The sequence below is a fragment of the Sphingobium phenoxybenzoativorans genome (genome assembly GCF_001757355.1).
Lineage (GTDB): Bacteria > Pseudomonadota > Alphaproteobacteria > Sphingomonadales > Sphingomonadaceae > Sphingobium > Sphingobium phenoxybenzoativorans.
Genome location: NZ_MINO01000077.1, coordinates 1 through 16,056, shown reverse-complemented (window position 1 = coordinate 16,056; position 16,056 = coordinate 1). Strand labels below are relative to the sequence as shown.

Annotated in this window: 19 protein-coding genes and 1 pseudogene; 6 read left to right on the top strand and 14 right to left on the bottom strand. The window is 60.8% G+C overall.

The window, feature by feature from the left end; genetic code table 11:
• From BHQ40_RS21175 to BHQ40_RS21145, 7 genes and pseudogenes are all read right to left on the bottom strand, one after another.
• A pseudogene (locus BHQ40_RS21175) lies at nucleotides 1–442 on the bottom strand (hypothetical protein); the annotation flags it as partial.
• The gene (locus tag BHQ40_RS21170) at nucleotides 442–1,311 is read right to left on the bottom strand and encodes a DsbC family protein (protein WP_070157789.1); all 870 of its coding nucleotides are present in this window, start codon (nucleotides 1,309–1,311) and stop codon (nucleotides 442–444) included. The gene BHQ40_RS21170 and the pseudogene BHQ40_RS21175, both read right to left, overlap by 1 nt.
• A complete protein-coding gene (locus tag BHQ40_RS21165) occupies nucleotides 1,308–2,651 on the bottom strand; it encodes a TraB/VirB10 family protein (RefSeq protein WP_070157788.1) in 1,344 nt (447 codons plus the stop codon). Before BHQ40_RS21165 ends, BHQ40_RS21170 begins: the two co-directional genes overlap by 4 nt.
• The gene (locus BHQ40_RS21160) at nucleotides 2,651–3,457 is read right to left on the bottom strand and encodes a type-F conjugative transfer system secretin TraK (protein WP_070157787.1); all 807 of its coding nucleotides are present in this window, start codon (nucleotides 3,455–3,457) and stop codon (nucleotides 2,651–2,653) included. Before BHQ40_RS21160 ends, BHQ40_RS21165 begins: the two co-directional genes overlap by 1 nt.
• Before the next feature lie 8 nt (nucleotides 3,458–3,465).
• Nucleotides 3,466–4,029: a type IV conjugative transfer system protein TraE gene (locus BHQ40_RS21155; protein WP_030538243.1), complete on the bottom strand. Its 564-nt coding sequence runs from the start codon at nucleotides 4,027–4,029 to the stop codon at nucleotides 3,466–3,468.
• A gap of 12 nt (nucleotides 4,030–4,041) precedes the next feature.
• The gene (gene traL / locus BHQ40_RS21150; RefSeq protein WP_070157786.1) at nucleotides 4,042–4,329 is read right to left on the bottom strand and encodes a type IV conjugative transfer system protein TraL; all 288 of its coding nucleotides are present in this window, start codon (nucleotides 4,327–4,329) and stop codon (nucleotides 4,042–4,044) included.
• 34 nt (nucleotides 4,330–4,363) lie between these two features.
• Nucleotides 4,364–4,678 carry a hypothetical protein gene (locus tag BHQ40_RS21145; RefSeq protein WP_070157785.1) on the bottom strand — a complete coding sequence of 105 codons (315 nt, stop codon included), beginning with the start codon at nucleotides 4,676–4,678 and terminating at the stop codon, nucleotides 4,364–4,366.
• Nucleotides 4,679–4,856: 178 nt separating this feature from the next.
• Between BHQ40_RS21145 and BHQ40_RS21140 the strand changes: the two genes are divergently transcribed.
• Both BHQ40_RS21140 and BHQ40_RS21135 read left to right on the top strand, forming a co-directional pair.
• Nucleotides 4,857–5,540, top strand: a complete 684-nt coding sequence (locus tag BHQ40_RS21140; RefSeq protein WP_253183432.1) for a hypothetical protein — start codon at nucleotides 4,857–4,859, stop codon at nucleotides 5,538–5,540.
• Entirely contained in the window at nucleotides 5,533–5,748 is a 216-nt protein-coding gene (locus BHQ40_RS21135; RefSeq protein WP_070157783.1) for a helix-turn-helix transcriptional regulator, read from the top strand. Before BHQ40_RS21140 ends, BHQ40_RS21135 begins: the two co-directional genes overlap by 8 nt.
• Nucleotides 5,749–5,773: 25 nt before the next feature.
• Here the strand turns inward: BHQ40_RS21135 and BHQ40_RS21130 are convergent, their stop codons facing one another.
• Nucleotides 5,774–6,394: a thermonuclease family protein gene (locus tag BHQ40_RS21130; protein WP_070157782.1), complete on the bottom strand. Its 621-nt coding sequence runs from the start codon at nucleotides 6,392–6,394 to the stop codon at nucleotides 5,774–5,776.
• On the bottom strand, nucleotides 6,375–7,520 hold the full coding sequence (locus tag BHQ40_RS21125; protein ID WP_070157781.1) for a hypothetical protein: 1,146 nt from the start codon (nucleotides 7,518–7,520) through the stop codon (nucleotides 6,375–6,377). The genes BHQ40_RS21130 and BHQ40_RS21125 overlap by 20 nt, the downstream gene beginning before the upstream one ends.
• 152 nt (nucleotides 7,521–7,672) lie before the next feature.
• On the opposite strand from BHQ40_RS21125, the gene BHQ40_RS21120 reads away from it, so the two are divergent.
• The 3 genes from BHQ40_RS21120 (at nucleotide 7,673) to BHQ40_RS21110 (ending at nucleotide 10,577) form a co-directional block, all read left to right on the top strand.
• A complete protein-coding gene (locus BHQ40_RS21120; protein WP_070157780.1) occupies nucleotides 7,673–8,977 on the top strand; it encodes a DUF6946 family protein in 1,305 nt (434 codons plus the stop codon).
• Nucleotides 8,978–9,129: 152 nt separating this feature from the next.
• The gene (locus BHQ40_RS21115; protein ID WP_070157779.1) at nucleotides 9,130–9,465 is read left to right on the top strand and encodes a type II toxin-antitoxin system RelE/ParE family toxin; all 336 of its coding nucleotides are present in this window, start codon (nucleotides 9,130–9,132) and stop codon (nucleotides 9,463–9,465) included.
• A 14-nt stretch (nucleotides 9,466–9,479) separates the two neighbouring features.
• On the top strand, nucleotides 9,480–10,577 hold the full coding sequence (locus BHQ40_RS21110) for a HigA family addiction module antitoxin (RefSeq protein WP_168853150.1): 1,098 nt from the start codon (nucleotides 9,480–9,482) through the stop codon (nucleotides 10,575–10,577).
• Between the two features lie 51 nt (nucleotides 10,578–10,628).
• On the opposite strand, the gene BHQ40_RS21105 is transcribed toward BHQ40_RS21110, so the two are convergent.
• On the bottom strand, nucleotides 10,629–11,252 hold the full coding sequence (locus tag BHQ40_RS21105; RefSeq protein WP_070157777.1) for a S24 family peptidase: 624 nt from the start codon (nucleotides 11,250–11,252) through the stop codon (nucleotides 10,629–10,631).
• Nucleotides 11,253–11,424: 172 nt separating this feature from the next.
• Here BHQ40_RS21105 and BHQ40_RS21100 point away from each other — a divergent pair, with 172 nt between their 5' ends.
• Nucleotides 11,425–12,474 (top strand): IS110 family RNA-guided transposase, encoded by a 1,050-nt coding sequence (locus tag BHQ40_RS21100; protein ID WP_171905917.1) that lies wholly within the window; start codon nucleotides 11,425–11,427, stop codon nucleotides 12,472–12,474.
• 929 nt (nucleotides 12,475–13,403) lie between these two features.
• Here BHQ40_RS21100 and BHQ40_RS21095 read toward each other — a convergent pair.
• The 4 genes from BHQ40_RS21095 to BHQ40_RS21085 all read right to left on the bottom strand — a co-directional run.
• Nucleotides 13,404–13,826: a putative toxin-antitoxin system toxin component, PIN family gene (locus BHQ40_RS21095; protein WP_070157776.1), complete on the bottom strand. Its 423-nt coding sequence runs from the start codon at nucleotides 13,824–13,826 to the stop codon at nucleotides 13,404–13,406.
• Nucleotides 13,827–13,829: 3 nt separating this feature from the next.
• Entirely contained in the window at nucleotides 13,830–14,090 is a 261-nt protein-coding gene (locus BHQ40_RS25375) for a ribbon-helix-helix domain-containing protein (RefSeq protein ID WP_083277081.1), read from the bottom strand.
• A 528-nt stretch (nucleotides 14,091–14,618) separates the two neighbouring features.
• Nucleotides 14,619–15,317: a hypothetical protein gene (locus BHQ40_RS21090; protein WP_139139398.1), complete on the bottom strand. Its 699-nt coding sequence runs from the start codon at nucleotides 15,315–15,317 to the stop codon at nucleotides 14,619–14,621.
• Between the two features lie 8 nt (nucleotides 15,318–15,325).
• A partial coding sequence (locus BHQ40_RS21085) for an IS3 family transposase (RefSeq protein ID WP_083277080.1) occupies nucleotides 15,326–16,056 on the bottom strand: 731 nt, incomplete at its 5' end.

The window sequence follows — 16,056 nt, the reverse complement described above, 5'->3', positions numbered from 1 at the left end:
GGCGTAGCGGCTCCGCCGCACTCTCGGGTTGGCGCGCCGCACTCACCGCGCGGGCGAGTGCCCGAGCGACTTCGCGGCGGCTCGCCGGATCCTGAAACTGGCTGGCTGCGCTCGTCGGCAGCGGCACCTCGACGACCCGCGCCTCATGGTTGCGCCCATTGTCGTCGCGATAGGCCGCCAGAACGACGCGCAGCCGTCCCTCGGATATCTGCGGCAGGATGCGTGCCGAGGGCGGCCTCATCGCTTCGGGCGCTTTGCCGGAAGTCTGGGTGGCTGCTTCATCGATCACCGAGGTCGGCGCGCAATTGCCTTCCGGCGCGCGGCACGAGAAGCTCCCCTTGACGTTGCCGCCGAGCACCGCGCAGCCGCTGGTCGCGACTGCGAGGGCAGCGAGCGCCGCAAATTGCAGGGGCGAGAGAGAAAGTCTGTTGGGCCTGCGCATCACTGGCCTCCCTTGTTGGGGGTAAGGCCAAGGAAGCGGCGGATCTCGCTGGCCGGGCGATAGCCCTGCAGAACCGCGCCATCGCTCGCCCGCACCAGCACCGGGGTACCGTTGAAGCCATTCGCCTTGGCGAAAGCCTCGTTCGCATCGAGGCCCTTGGGCTTGCAGCCAGGCCGCGCTTGTGGCGCCTCTCCGGCATAGGCGGCGTGAAGTGCGGCGGCCGGATCGGACGCGCAGAGGACGGCCTCGGACAGCGCCCGGCTCTTGGCGCCGAAGATCGAGATCGGCCGTTCTTCGACCTGGACCCCCGCCTTGGCGAGTTCGCCGGTCAGGCGCTGGCAGTAGCCGCAGTGGAAATCCGAAAAGACCACGACTTTGGGACCTGCCGGATTGCCCCAACGCACTGCGCCATCGGCGGGCAATTTGGCGAGATCGACCTTGGTCGGGGCCGCGTTCGCCGGTTCTTCGGCCTGCGCCTTGCTCTCGCCGCCCGCCCGAGCCGCGCCGGCGGCGATGAGGTCAGGGTTGAGCTCGAGCAGGCGCGCTGCCGTTACATCGCGGCGCGTTTCCATGTCGTAGAGGCGGCCGACCAGGAGGTAGCGGGCACTCTCATCGACGTAGAAGAGCGTGCTCCCCGACACGACTTCGCACAGTCCGCCGAAGCCCTCGCAGGTGAGCGCGTCGATCGGTGTCTTTGGAAGGCGCGCCTTGAGCGCGGCGCGCACGGCGCTTGACGTGTCGCTCGCCTGAGCCGGCGCGGACGTCACTGCGGCGAGACCGAGGCTGACAACGGCGAAGGCCGTGGTGACGGCAAGCGCTGCCGTCGCGGCGCGGGCTTTCAAGCCCGGCCGGAAATCCGTGTAATTCATTTCGTGTTGCTCCTGACGTGAACGCCGTCGAGGAAGACGATCTCGACCTCGATGCCGGTCGGCATCTCGACGACGGGTTGGTATTGTTCGGCGCGTTCGATGAGGTACTTGCTCACCGTGTCGGCGGCTTCGCCGGCGCCCTGGCCGATGCCGCCTGTAACAATGTCAGTCGGCGAAAGTGCCTGACGCTTGCCGTCGGCCCCGATCTGGCCAGTGAAGATGCCATTGGCATTGGCGGAAAAACCCCGGCCAAAGCCGCCGACGATCCCGGCAAGGAGGGCCTGGCCAACAAGGCTGCCCTCGCGGCTGACGACACGGCCACGCACACCCGACTTGCCGGCAAAGCTGATGAAGCCTTTGACCTCGCTCACCGCATAGCGGCCGCCCGGCTGCGCACAGGTCATGCGCGCCAGCTTCACATAGACTTTCTCGCTGCTGAGATCGCCGCGGGCAGCGCCGTTGACGAGGCAGCCGGTGATGTCGGTCGTCAGAACCTTGCCGCGCCGTATGACCGAGCGTGCCGGGCCGGTGATCCGCAGCACCACCGGCAGCGGATCGGTCTGGCTGGCAACGCCGGTCGAGGCATCGACACCGACAATGACCCGTGCCGGCGCATAGCTGTTGGGCGGCAGGTAATCGGGGCTGTCCTGCAGCAAGAGCTGCGGGGCCGCGCTGTCGCCTCCCGGCTTCTTGGGTCCGGCGGCGCCAGTCTCGAAGCTCATCAGGCTGACCTTGGCGTCGGTTGCCGGGCCGTCGGCACCTTGCCGGTTTGCCCCAGGCACCGGGGTGCCAGCACCCGGAGTAACACCAGGACCATAGGCAGGCGGCGGCAGGATCGGTGCAGCCGGTGCGCGCGAGGCCTGGTCGAGCTGCGCCTTCAAGGCCGCGTTCTCTGCCGAGATCGCATCGATCGCGTGCTGACCGTCGGTGCGCATCTGCGCATTTTCGGTCTTGAGCGCGGCAAGCTGCTGCTCGAGCTCGGGGCGCGACACCTGGCCTTCCTTGAGCGCCTTGATCTCCCGGTCCTGGGCATCAGCCCGGTTGCCGTAGGTCGCGACGAACTCGCGTTCGGACAGGTTGCGGTTGACGAGCCCGCCGGTGTCGATCGTTACCGCCTCACCGGAAGCACCGGTGCCTTTGCCGTTGTCACCACTGAACAGGAACGTCGCGCCGCCGACGAGAGCAAGAGCGCCGACACCAATCAGCAGAGCCTTTTGGCGCTGAGCGATCTGGCGATTGAGGTTACGGCGTCCGACTTCACGCCGGCTTTCCGGAGTGGCGGCCACCTGGCCGTTGTCGGCGGTGGGTTCTCCGCCCGACCGTTCGGTTTCGTGTGCCATTACTCGAGCCCTCCCTTGCGAAAGACAAGGAAGGCGCTGGTTGTCTCACCCGGACGCAGCGCATCGCGGCCATAGGCAAAGGCGATTGTTCCGGCCGGACCCTCACGATCGGAGGCGAGGTCGAGCGGCTCCTTGCCGAGGTTGCGCAGGACAAGGCGCTGCCCGACGAGCTCGGCGCCGGAATATTCCGCGACCAGCTGGACCTCGATCCCGCCAGTCTTGCGGGGGAGCCCCAGTTCGGCGCGAGCGGAGAAGCCGGGAAGAACCGCGTCCCCGGCCATAGCTTCGATCAGGTGGATCGCCGCCTCATCGGGACCCGCCGCCTGTTCCCAGTCTTCGGCCTCGTGGTTCTTCAGCGCCGGGTTGGTGACGAAGATCTGGCTCGCCTCCTGGGCGGCCGTCCGGCACGCGAACTTGTAGACGTAGCCTGCCTTGCTCGTGGCAAAGAAGCTGACCCGGTCGGCGGCAAACTGCGGCGGCACCGAAATGTAGATGTCGCCGCGGACCGGCTCGTGAGTCACGGTGAAATCGTTGTAGGGATAGGCGCTGGCGATCTTCGAGACGTTGGCAAAGCCATCGTCGATGAGCGCAATGCGGGTCAGCTCGCCGCGCGAGAGCACGCAGTCGATCTTGGCGTTGTCAGCCGCTTCGACGAACTGGTCGGCGAAGGCCGGGGACGCGCTGAACGCGAGGGCGCACAGGGCGACGCCAAGCGCCTTGAAACCGGTGTCGACACGGCGTGTGACGCCTAGTCCGAAACAGGCGAGACCGGCACCAAGTGCGGTCGTTGGGGTAAGATAGCTCATGGCCGTCTTCAGTCCTTCTGGCTTTGGTCTTGCAGCTGCTCGAAGCCGACGAGCCCGAGGGCGAGGCCGTGCCGGCTCCAGCGGAACCGGAAGCTGCGATCGTTGCTGGCGATCACCTGCGCGCCGACGAAGGTCTTAAGCGTGCCGGTGACGGTCGAAGTGAGGGCGGCCGGGTCGACCTCCATCTTGCGGATGACGAAGGCCTGGGAGATGTCCGAGCCGCGCTGCTCGTCGACGATCTTGACGAGCTCGGCCTTGAGGCGGCCGTGGGCAGCCGGATCGGCGAGCTTCAGGATCTCGGCCATCCAGTAGTCGAGGCCTTGTGGGCTGCGGTTGAGCAGCATCAGCGCGGTGTCGCGGGTGACGAGCTCGAGGTAATGCGCATCCGGTCCGGCGCTCGAGAGCGAGAGCCGTTCGCTGGTCACCGGGACCAGCACGACTTCCCGGTCCCGGGTCGCCGCCGCGCCCACGCCGAACAGCGTGGTGACAGCGAGGCCTCCGGCGACGAGAGCCAGCCAGTTGCGCTGGCGCAGGTATTTCTGGGCCTCTTCGTATGCGAATTCTGCGCGCATCGCTCGTCTCCCTCAGCCGGCCAGGAGGCGGCAATGGGAGGGCGGCGTGGCCTTCAGCCCGAGGAACCCCCCGGGCATGTACCAGTAGGCAGCATGCACCAGCGCCGAGCCCGCGTTTCCGGATTTCGCCTTCCGCAAGACGAACCAGGCCGCAAAGGCGAGTGCGATCCCGATGAAGATGTGCTGCGCCAGGATCCCCCAGGCAAAGGGGATCAACAGCCCCGCGAACTCGTCGATGGTCCAGAAGCCGATAAGCTCCGGGTCGTCGAGCCGTTGGGGAACGAGGTACTTGTCGGCCATGTTGCCGCCCTCCCGCCGTGACCGGATCCGCTGTTCAGATGACCGCGGTCACGACCGAGGTGACGATCGGCACACCGGTGCCGACACCGATGCCGACGCCCACCGGCACGGCGATCTGGCCGAGCGTGAAGCGACCAGAAGCGAGGCCGATGAGGCCGCCCGCGAGGCTGAGCACGGTGATGATCTTGCCGCCCGAGCCCTCGAGAAAATCGGTGAACTTGACGAGCGCGGGATCGAAGGTGGTGTCGGCGCCGGCATAGGCCGCGCCGGCACCGGCGAGGGCAACCAGTGCGGGCAGGATGTAGTCCTTGAGCTGGGTGCGCCGGGCAAACTGGAGAGGGGTATTCATGAGGCAGGGCCTTTCGAGGGTTGAAGGAGCAGCAAGCGGTTCGGCCCGTTCGCTGTCTGTTCTTCGTGATCCCTCGATGCCCCTGTAGGAAATCGCGACCGTTGTTTGGGGCCTGCCGACCAAGCAAAAAGCGACATCAAGAGGTACGCGAGCCGGCAATCGCGCTGCCTCGATCTCCTTGAGCGCCAATCAAGCCGAAGATCGCGCCAATGAGGTCGGAATTCGCGCCAAATCGGCCGATTTCTGCGCGAATCGCAGGAGATGTCTGATTCGCGCCTTCCTCTTTGTTCCTTTTATGTTCTTTTCATTTTCCTACACCCGTCCTCTTCCGATAGCCGGTGAGTCGATCATGCTAGCCAGAGGAGAAACAACCGTGATCGACATGGGCGTACTTGGTGAATGCCAGACCCGGCGCGACCTCGCGCACCTTCTGCACACCGCAGTCGAACTGAGTGGCCGCAATCGCTGCGAAATTGCGCGTGAGGCAGACCTTCATAAGGATGCACTGCGTCGGACGCTGTGCGGCGAGAGAAGCCCGAGCCTTGGCGAAACGCTGCGCATCCTCGCTTCAGCAGGCATGGCGCCGCATGCTCACCTGCTGCTGTTCTTGGGAGCCGGTGGCGATCAGGCAACCCGCTGGCTTCAGACCGACATTGCCCTATTCTTCGAGGAACTGGTCGGCGAACTTCCCTCCGCCCTTGAGCGGGTTCTTGGAAACCAGGTACATGACGTGAAGCCCCGTTGGGCCAAGGGAACGGCGCACCGCGTCGCGCGGCTTCTGGCTGATCACATCGACGAGCTCGAACGCAAGGATGCGTTGCTGGGTGAAGGCAGCGCGAGCTTTGGAGGGCGCAATGGCTGAAACAGAACCGGCGCCGGCACCCGAGCAACGCAGGATCACCCGCTTGATCCGGTTCAAGGAAGTTCAGCATCGCGTCGGCCTCGGTCGGTCGACGATCTACCGGTGGATGTCCGAAGGGAAGTTCCCGAAACCGGTTCAGCTTGGGGGATATGCCGTCGCGTGGGCAGAAGACGACATTCAGCTCTGGATCTCCGCCAGATTAGGATGAGCGCAGAAAATTCGGCGATCTCGAGTTAGATCAGTCGACCCTGTCCCTCCGATGCCTTGCTCCGACGTTTCTGACGGCGCTTGAAGGTCCAGGGCGGCTCCGGATTGTCCATCGCCCATAGGCCCCGCCGATCCCGCCGGGCATCATCTTGCGCCTCGAAGTATTCTGCTTCGCGATCAAACGAATATTGCTCGGTCACCCAAGCCCACCCGTTCACGATCATCTCGAGCTCGATATTGCGCGTGACAGGGCGCGCTCGCCTGACTGAACCGCCGCCCCGCTTGCCTTCGTGATAATAGTCGACCGTGCCGACGTCCATTTGCTCGGTCAGGAACGCCATACACAAAACCCGCTTGTACGGGTCGATGGGCATGTAGTCAGTCGACTCTTTGCCGACCGGGTCAAGGCGAAGCTCCTTGCTCGCGATGAGACCTGCCAAAAAGTCTCTGGCTTCCGGACCGAACGGTTGCTCCATTTCGGGCGCGTCGATGAACGCAAAGCGGAAGGGGACGCGTTCGACCCAAGCCTCACGATAGGGATGCCAGACGCTTGCCAGGAAGCCGTCGCCGTCGAATACTTTTTGGACAGCCGCCTTCAATACCTCGTCGGGACCTGCAGGGCCTGGATCATCGGGAACGATGATCATGCCTACCTGCCTCGGCTAATGCGGTGTGATCCTCACTGTTCAGCGTTTGCGCGGATTTCGAATGGGTGGCGGATGGACCTTTGCCGGGCCAACTCCGGAGCCAAGCAAAGCGTTCGGGATCCTGGCGAAGAAGAAATTCACGAATGCGCTGCTGTTCCTGCAAGGGAGAGCGCATCAGCAACCCTCGCAATTCATGGTCGATCGCTTGGCGCGGCGCTCCCAGGCTCTCGGCCTTTGCATACCATTCGTGCCCTGTTGGGAGGTCCCCAAACTCGATATGAACAGCGCCCAACAACGTGCATGGCCTGTAATCACTTGAGGTCAGTTCATGCGCTTCGCTTGCCAGTGCCTTCGCCTCGTCAAAGCGGCGTAGGTCACGCATTGCTCCGCCGCGCGTTGTCGCCAAGGCCGATCTGAGTTTGCGATTTGCCCCGACCTTTGCCAAGGCCGCCTCGGTCAGACGCAAAGCTCGCTCCGGTTCACCAGCCTTACGCCAATGCCCGCTCGCATTCACGACATTCCAGGGGTCACCGCTGCTTTCCCACGCTTTGGTCAGGGCTGCGGCTTCCAATCCATGCCAGGCTCTCTGCAGCTCGTCGGTCCAGCAGTAATCGGCCTCAGTCTTTAGCCACGCGAGGTCCTCGACATTGAGGCGTTGCCCGTTGGCGACTTGCCTAAGAAGCGCCATCACACGCCGATAATCTTCGCTTTCGATATATCCCACGCCGAAGCGCTGTCGCAGCTCTTTGGCTTCTCGCTTTCGACGGAGTGCCGGATTGTTCGCCATGGCGGCAAAGGTCGCCTTGACGGCAGCCGCCCTGGCCTCAGTGCGTTCTGCCAATTCTGCCGCATCCTTCAGGGCCTTGACCGAAGCCTCTTCAATGCGCGCTGCCTGCTCTCGCTGGGCCGCGGCTTGAAACTCCTCCAGCGTTGCCTGGCCTTCCGCCAAGGCATCGAGCGCACGCAGACCAGTCGTGACGAGAAACTGCCGCTGTAACACGGTCACCTGCTCACCTGCATCAATCTTCAAGAGAATGCCGTACAACCGGGCACCCACTTGAGTGGCGCCGGGGAGGTCCTCAAGGAAATATCGCTGCGCCAAATCGGCGTGCAGAGATCGTGTCATGGCCCCTTGTCGCGTCTGTGGTCCTCTGCACCGAGGATATCTTCAATTCCGATATCGTGCGACTTTCTATGTGGCACGCTGGCCTTTTGGTTCTCTTAACGCTTCAAAGCGAGCTCGTCGTATAACCGTGGGGCCTATTGTATCCTGTTGACATGATGCTGGAAGAAAAGAAGCTCGGCGCCATGCAAAGTGAATCGACCATCCGCCGCCTGCATGTCCCAGTATTGCGACCCGAAGACGTGATCCATCACCTCGGATCGCCAACGCATTGGCAGCCAGGTCGTTCTGCCAAATCGGTGGCCGATCTCTGGTTTTCTGCGAACGGGCTTCCGCCTTCAGTGAAATCGGCTCTCGATCATGACCCCGCGTTCAAGGGAGCCACATTGGTCGATGCGTTTTTTGAGCGCCCGGTCGACCTTGGTGATGGTCAGCGACCGAGCCAGACCGATCTCATGGCAATCCTTCGCCTTGATGGGCGTCTTGGCGTTCTGGCCGTTGAGGCGAAGGTGGACGAGACGTTCGGCCCAACAGTCCAGGAGTGGCTTTCAGAGGCAAAAGGGGATGCGACCGCACGCCCAGCCCGCCTGGAGCGGTTATGCCGAATTCTCGATCTCGATCCGGCGACGGTCGGGACAATCCGATACCAACTCATTCACCGCACAGCCTCCGCAGTCATCGAAGCCCAACGCTATTGCGCGCGTGATGCAGCGATGATCGTTCAGAGCTTTTGCCCCAAACGCTCTTGGTTTGACGACTACCGGACCTTTGCCGAGGCCATGGGTTTTCCAGACGCGCCAGTCGGCGCAATCAGTCCGGCAAAAGTCTGCGACGGCGTTGCACTGCGGATCGGATGGGTAGCGGAGTCGAACGGGGGAGCGGTCAAGCGGCTCGGAACGGCACGCACCGTTCCTTCGCTCACGGAATTGGGCCGGGTACAGCTGTCGAAATCCTTCTTCATGCGCGACATGCTCTATTCGGAAGTTGCCATGATCCACGGGCTCAACAACGCGCCCGATGACCCCGAACTGGCCATCGAGGCCGGCAAGCGGCTGTGCGAGGAATTGCTCGAACCACTGCAGGATCACTGGGGGCGGATCGCCATCCGCTCGGCCTACCGCTCGTGCGAGGTGAACGGCTTCTGCAACGAGATGCAGCGCAAGAAGAAGGCCGGCTACACCTGTGCGTCCAACGAGAGCAACTACGCTGGACACATCTGGGATCGTCTTGACGCCAAGGGCCACATGGGAGCGATGGCCTGCGTCGTGGTGCCGAGTTTCTGGGCGAAACATCAGGAGCCTGGCGATTGGCGAATCCTTGCGCGCTGGGTGCACGAGAACCTGCCCTATTCGACGCTCTACTTCTTTCCGACCTACTGGGCGTTCAACATCGGCTGGCATGAGCGGCCCGAGCGCACGATCAAAAGCTATGCGGAGCCGGCAGGCCTATTCACGCCTTAAGATGGAAAAGCGAACAGACGTGATCATGGCGGCAAGGTTGCCTGTCTCGGGTTGACGCCAAGTCAGCAATAACTCGACCGCACCCTCCCTTGCGCAATCAGCAAGCTTCCGTTAAGGCGTTACCTATTAGGTAACGAAAATGAGCCAATCTCTTGGACATCGATTTTCGAAAGCGCAAGCTCGAAAAGACCTTCAATGCGCAGGCAGAATTGCTCAGAGCTTATGGGGCACCCATGGCCAAGGCGATAATGAAGCGCATGACGGTGCTTCGGGCTGCGCGCGACCTGAGCCTGGTGCCCGTTACGCCTCCCGAACGAAGGCACCAGCTGACCGAGGACCGGGATGAGCAGTATGCAGTCGATTTGGTTCATCCCAAGCGCCTGATCTTTGAAGTCAGCCATGATCCAATCCCTCGCAACGAAGACGGGGGAATCGATTTAACCAAGGTGACAGCGATAACGATCGTCGAAGTGGTCGATTATCACTGATGGAGAATGCAACGATGGCGACCGCAGCCAACCAATTCCGACCGGACTATGCCGTACCACCCGGCTGGATCCTCGAAGAACGCCTGGAAGTTCATGGCATGTCGCAAGCCGAGTTTGCTCGGCGATGCGGGCGCTCGGCTAAGCTCATCAGCGAGATCATTGCCGGCAAGGCCTCACTCGAACCCGAAACCGCAATCCAGTTCGAGAAGGTTCTTGGAGTTGACGCCGATCTGTGGCTCTCGATCGAGTCCGGTTACCAGCTCCATCGAGCGCGTGAGGCTGACGCAGCACGGGCAAAGGACGCTATCGCCTGGTCAAAGACATTCCCCATCAATGACCTGGTAAAGCGCCGCTGCTTCGTAAAACCCGTCAATCCCGTGGACGCGGTCTCAAAGCTGCTGGCGTTCTTCGGCGTAGGGTCGCTCGACGCTTGGAATAGCCAGTACGGCTTGGCGAAGGTTGCCTATCGGCACTCGCCGTCGTTCAAAAGCAATGAGGTCGCGCTCGCGACCTGGCTCCGTCTCGGCGAACTCGATGCAGAGCAGCAGGAATGTGCAGATTATAGCGAAACGCAGTTCAAGCTGGCGTTGAAGCAGATCCGTGCCTTGACGCGTGAACCCGTCGAGCAAGCCATTCCGCGCACGCGCGCGCTGTGCAATGAGGCTGGTGTTGCGCTTGCCTTGGTGCCGCCGCTTGCGAAAACCGCGCTTAGTGGTGCCGCATGGTGGATTTCGCCTCGCAAGCCCGTGATCCAGCTCAGCGCACGCCACAAATCAGACGACCATTTGTGGTTCAGCTTCTTCCACGAAGCCGCCCACATCCTCCTGCACAGCAAAAAGAGCGTTTTCGTCGATGATAAGTCGCGCGACGGCACCGATGAGGAAAAAGAGGCCGATGCGTGGGCCTGCAACACGCTCGTTTCGACGAGCGCGTGGAGGCAGTTTGTCGCGACGGGACCGCGAAGCGAACGAGCGGTGCTCGATTTCGCGGAGAGCCAGGGTATCGCGCCAGGCATCATTGTCGGCATGCTTCAGCATAGCGGGATCTTGCCTTGGACTCATCTGAATGGATTGAAGACGCGCCTCAAATGGTCGACCGGCGCCGAGGACTGAGCGGTCAGGCGCATTTGGCGCTCTGACGGAGCAACGCTCGAGGCCGCGGATTCAAGCTAGCTGCATGCCGATCCAGATGACGCGCCCAACGATCTGTATCGCGTTTCTCATGAGGCCATCCCAGTTGGGATAGCTTGGATTGTCAGTCAGTACGGCGATGCGGTTTCGTGCCGGTTCGAGCGCGATCCTTCGCACCAGCAATCCGGTATCGGCTCGGATGACGTAGAGTCCGTCGCGAGGATTTTCGTTGGCGAGATAGCGCTGAATCAGCACCTCATCGCCATCCCGCAATGTCGGATACATCGCGTCTCCTTCGACCCTGACGATCGAAACTCCCGTCGGCTTGTGACTGAGACTGCGCAGCCATGCCTCGTCCACAAGACGGACACGGCCAAGGCTATCGTCAGCATCGGTGGCGCCAAGAACCGGGATCGCGATCGTCGATAGCCCCGCGCTTTCCGGAACCTCGTCTCCGCCAAAGACAGCGGCGGGGACGCCAAAATGAACCGACAGCTGCGCGATGTCGCTGTCGTCGAGACGCGCCGGGCTACCTCGCTTGATGAACTGTTGGATATAGGCCGCATTCCGGCTCAGCAGACGCGAGACCGACGAATAAGACTCGCCGCGTTCCTTGATGAGCTCATCGAGCGCGCGGCGAGGATCGATCTTGGCCATTCCTACGATTTCCTAGAACGTGTTTCGTGATTCAAAGGAGCAATCCCATTCGGCGAATCTATTTCCGATTGCTACCCTCACATTGGTTTGCGGACGTCGGAAGTTTGCAGGGCTCCTGCCGCGAGATTAAATGACGCCGCGCCAAAACGCTATGTTTTCATGGGGGATAGTGTTGGCAGGTCGGAAGTACTGGGTTGGTCTGGATACCGGAGTTGCGGAAACAGCAGTGTGCCTTATCGACGAATTCGGTGAAATCCTGTTCGAAGGAAAACGGGAAACGCATGCAGGCCAGATAAAGGATATCCTGCGCCCCTTCGGTGTCGAAGCGGTGCAGCGCATTACCATTGAAGCGGGCGTAGGCACCCACATGGTGCGTGAACTCCAGGCTCAGGGCTTCCCTGTCTATGTCGCGGAGGTTCGCCGTGCGGCCAAGTTCCTCGCAATCCGGCGCCAGAAGACTGACTCCAATGATGCGAGAGGGCTTGCTGAGCTTGGCCGCGTCGGCCGTACAATCGGGGCAGAGGTCTTCGTGAAGCCGCTCGACTGTCAGAACCTGCGCAGCCTTCTCAATGTCCGCAAGAATCTCATTCAGCAGCGCATGAAGATTGACGCTTTGACCCAGTCCATCGTCCGATTGCACGGAGGAAAGCTGAAGACGAACAGCGGTGTTGGCGGGCTCGCCAAGGGCATCGAAGATCAGCTGGAAGTTCTGCGGGCGGACGGCCTCGATGTCGATGCCGATGTCCGGCCGCTTATATCGATCGCGGAAAACCTGCGTTCGCATATCGGAGGAATGGACAAGCGCCTCCGCGCGACGGCTCTTGCGCATCCAGTCTGTTCGAATCTCATGACCGTACCCGGCGTCGGCCCCATCACGGCCCTGTCCTTTTACAGCGCCATCGGTGATCCATCGCGCTTTCAGCGGAACCGCGATGTCGGCCCCTATTTCGGATTGACCCCCTCAATCCATCAGTCGGGTGTTCTCGCCCGGGTTGGCCGGATCAGCAGATTCGGTAGCAAGCTCACGCGGACCCACCTGGTCTCGGCTGCCACCGTCTTGCTGTGCTCGACAAAGACAGAAAGCGCATTGCAGACATGGGGGCTGACACTGAGGAAGAAAGTCGGCTTGTCGAAGGCCAGGGTTGCTGTGGCCCGGAAGCTGGCGGTCGTCATGCTTCACATGTGGAAGTCTGGATCTTCCTTTGACCCGGCTCGCACATGACAAATTCCTCCTGACGGAGGGGCAGGCCTGGACCCCGCATCGTTTTCTGGGGTTCTCACCCCGGCGTAGGTAATTGGGCCAGGCCTGCCGATCACAGCCGCCGGTTTATGCATTCCAACCCTAGGTTGGAAAGGATCGCTAGAGAACAGGCGGGGCAAGCTGGAACGATCCATGAACGATTTTTCGCGGGCCTTTCGGTCCCTGAAAGGTCAGATTTTCTGTTTTTGTTCACGGTGCAGAAATGGCGGAAATCAGCCATTTTCTGAAGATTCGAGTCCCATGAAAAGACTCGAACCTTTAGACCACATTGAAATGCGGGCTTTTCTGCGGGCCTTCGCAAAAACCACATCGTCTATGTTGCTGTTATAACACAGAAATCATTATTCGATGCGAGTCCTCTTCTGGGCACCATTTGTTCTCCATGAGCATCCGTACTTATCGAAAAAACCGCTGGAAACGGCGGTTTTTTCCTATCTGCCGCCCGCCGGTTTCTGCCCGCGTATTTGGATGTTGAGGGGATCTGAGGGTATATTTGAGGGTATCAGCCAATTTGGCTTCAGGAGATATCCATGACCACCCATGACAGAGGTCGTCGTGGTCGGTCACATTCAGGGCTATTGTCATGGGCTGGGTTTAGCCGGACTGGTGCGCAGAAGGTATTAGTTTTGTTGCGGAGGCGTAGCTAAAGATGCGCCAAAGCGGATTAGTTGTCTGGACGACCAAGCGAAATGTCGCACACTAAGGCTATGGCGGCGGTCGCCGACGGATGCATTGATGCGACTGATCGTCAGCTTCCTGAATTTCCTATCTTGGAACAAGCAAGTCGAAACCGGCCAGTCTTGGGCATCCAGAATGGAAAGCGGACGGGCAGCACCTGGGAACGGCAAAATCAGTGCTGAGCGTCTCGGATGGGTCGTTCTTGGAGGAGATCACCGCTTGCTCAACCCAAGCTGGTTGGCAAACGATCGAGCAGAGATGATCTGGGTCGTGCCATGGTGGCCGAGCGCGAGGACGTCGGCCTTGTCCCCTGTGACCAGCCAGTCAGCGGCTCCCGCCTCGCAAAGGGCGAGCAGGAAATCGTCGCGTGGATCCGGTGATCGTGCGACTACGGGAAGCTTGTCCGGCATGTCAGCGATGAGAGTGATCTGATTGACCAGCCGACCGACCGCAGCCGGTCGCACCAAAGCGCGAATCTTGTCGCGCCGGCTGACTTCGCGGATTTCCTCAAGCTGGATTGCATGGCTGATCAGCGTGAAAGTGCGGTCCAGCCATGCCTCAATCAGCAATGCAGGGATGCCGCCAGGCGCGAGCAGTCCGCTCAGCAGCACGTTCGTATCAAGAATGGCGCGCATGGCTTACTGGCGACGATCGGCCCAGAAGCTGCCGCGCATGTCCTCCAGTTCATCATCGATCAACCGCTGAATTTCTGCGGGATCGGCGTCCATATTGCGAGCCTGAACTTCGCGCACTGTCTCACGCAGAACCTCGCGGTTCACTGCTTCCTCAACGAAGCGGGAGAGGTCACCCTTACGACCACCACGGCTAGCCAGCAGTGTACGCAGGGCAATGTCAGTGTCACGTGATACCTTGATACTCCAGCGGGCGAGGTCAGTCATATCTAGCCTTATGCGCTTGTGTGTCTAGACGCATATATATGTTACCTGCCACCAATTTGCAACTGACCGACTTCCTTGGTCGAGTACCGCATAGCATTGAACAGCGTGTTAGCGGAGCCATCGAGGCAACTGTTGTAAGTCCAAAATCAGGTCGAGCAGGATGTTCAATCGTCGAGAAAATCGAAAGCGGACGGGCCGCACCTAGGAACAGAAAATTTGCAGCTGAGAGTCCGAGAAGGGTCGGCTGTGATCGGCGGGGCTTGGGACAATGCTGCCTTTCCCAAGTCACCCGTCGAATAGCAAGGTTCGCCGAAAAACGGACGTCAATTAGTGAGGCCTGTTGATCGATACTGCTGAAGTAACGCGATGCATCGTCTTCGGCCATAAGTTGGATACCTCGCAATGGCCCGACGACTAACGGCCGGTTATAGGGAGTTATTTTGAGCCGTCGAACGCCTACCAAGTTGGCCTTTGGAGCCATTCGGTTTTAGCGCCATTATCGATAATTATTTTCTCAACTAATCAGATCTAATTTCGGTCGCGAGATTCCCGCTCGAAAGACGCTTTCACACCTTCAAATACAGATTTCCAGTGCCACACGACCAGCGCGAGGATGATGGCGATGACCACCGTCGTCAGAATCCAGGCGAGTGTGCCGATGACGAAGCCGCCGGTCCATGATGCGTTCGGCCGCCAGTAGGGATGCTTGTCGAAATAGTCGCCGAGCGTGAACAGCAGGCCGAAGGTCGACAGGAAGGCGATGCCGGCGAGAACCTTCTGTAGCCCCGCCTGGCGGTCCTCCAGGAACTTCCGCTGCGCCTCGGCCTGCCGGCGGTCGACGTCGGTGGCGTAGTCCTCCAGCGTCCTGAGCGCGCTGGTCAGAGCATTGGTCCGGCGATCGATGCCGCGCAATTCCTCGAGCTTCTTGAACACCTTCGCCTCGGTGTCGTAGCGGAATACGTCCAGATAGCGGTGGCGCTGATAGAGCCAAAATGTATTGCGCTTCAAAGTGTTGATCTTGAACTCGACCGCAGTCGATCGCTCGCGCAAGGTCTCGGGATCGAGCGCCTTGCCCTGGATGCCCCGTTCGATGTCGCCGATCTCCCTATCAATCGAGACGAGTTCATCGTCGCTGCGACGCTCGTGGTCGCGCGCCAGGAACTCGTTGTGCATCGCCAGCACGTGGATGAGAAACGCATAGACTTGTACTGGTTTTGTGCCGGCCACCTATCTCATTATGCCACCTTGGCTTCGAACGCGAGCGGACTGATGCCGCCCAGATATGAATGGCGGCGACGGGTGTTGTAGAAGCCGTTGATGTACTGGAAGATCGCAGCCTCTGCCTGTCGCCTTGTTGGCCAATTCTGCCGCCAGATGAGTTCCGCCTTCAGGGATTTGAAGAACGTCTCGATGGAGGCATTGTCGTAACAATTTCCCTTGCCGCTCATTGATGGACGCAGGCCATAGGCCTGCAGTTTCTTCTGATAGTCATAGGAGCAATATTGGCTGCCGCGATCGAAATGGAAAATGCAGCCTTCCGGTGGCTGGCGAAGGCGCACCGCCATATCGAGTGCCCTGATCGCCAGATCCTTTTTCATCCTGTCGCTGACAGCCCAACCAACCACACGACGGCTGTGCAGGTCGAGAATGACGGCCAGATAGAGCCACCCCTCTGACGTCCAGATATAGGTGATGTCGCCGGCCCATTTACGGTTGGGCGCGTCGGCGGCGAAATCGCCTGCCAGCCAGTTCGCCGCGACACCCAAGCGGTGGTGGCTGTCCGTGGTAACCTTGTGCTTGCGCGTGCGGACCGGCTTGATCCCGTTGATCCGCATCAGCCGACCTACCCGGCGCTCACCGACATCGAGGCCGGCCTCCTTGAGCTCCATCGTCATGCGTGGACGCCCATAGCTGCCAAGGCTCAGGCTGTACTGTTCCCGGATATGGGCGAGCACTTTCATGTCTG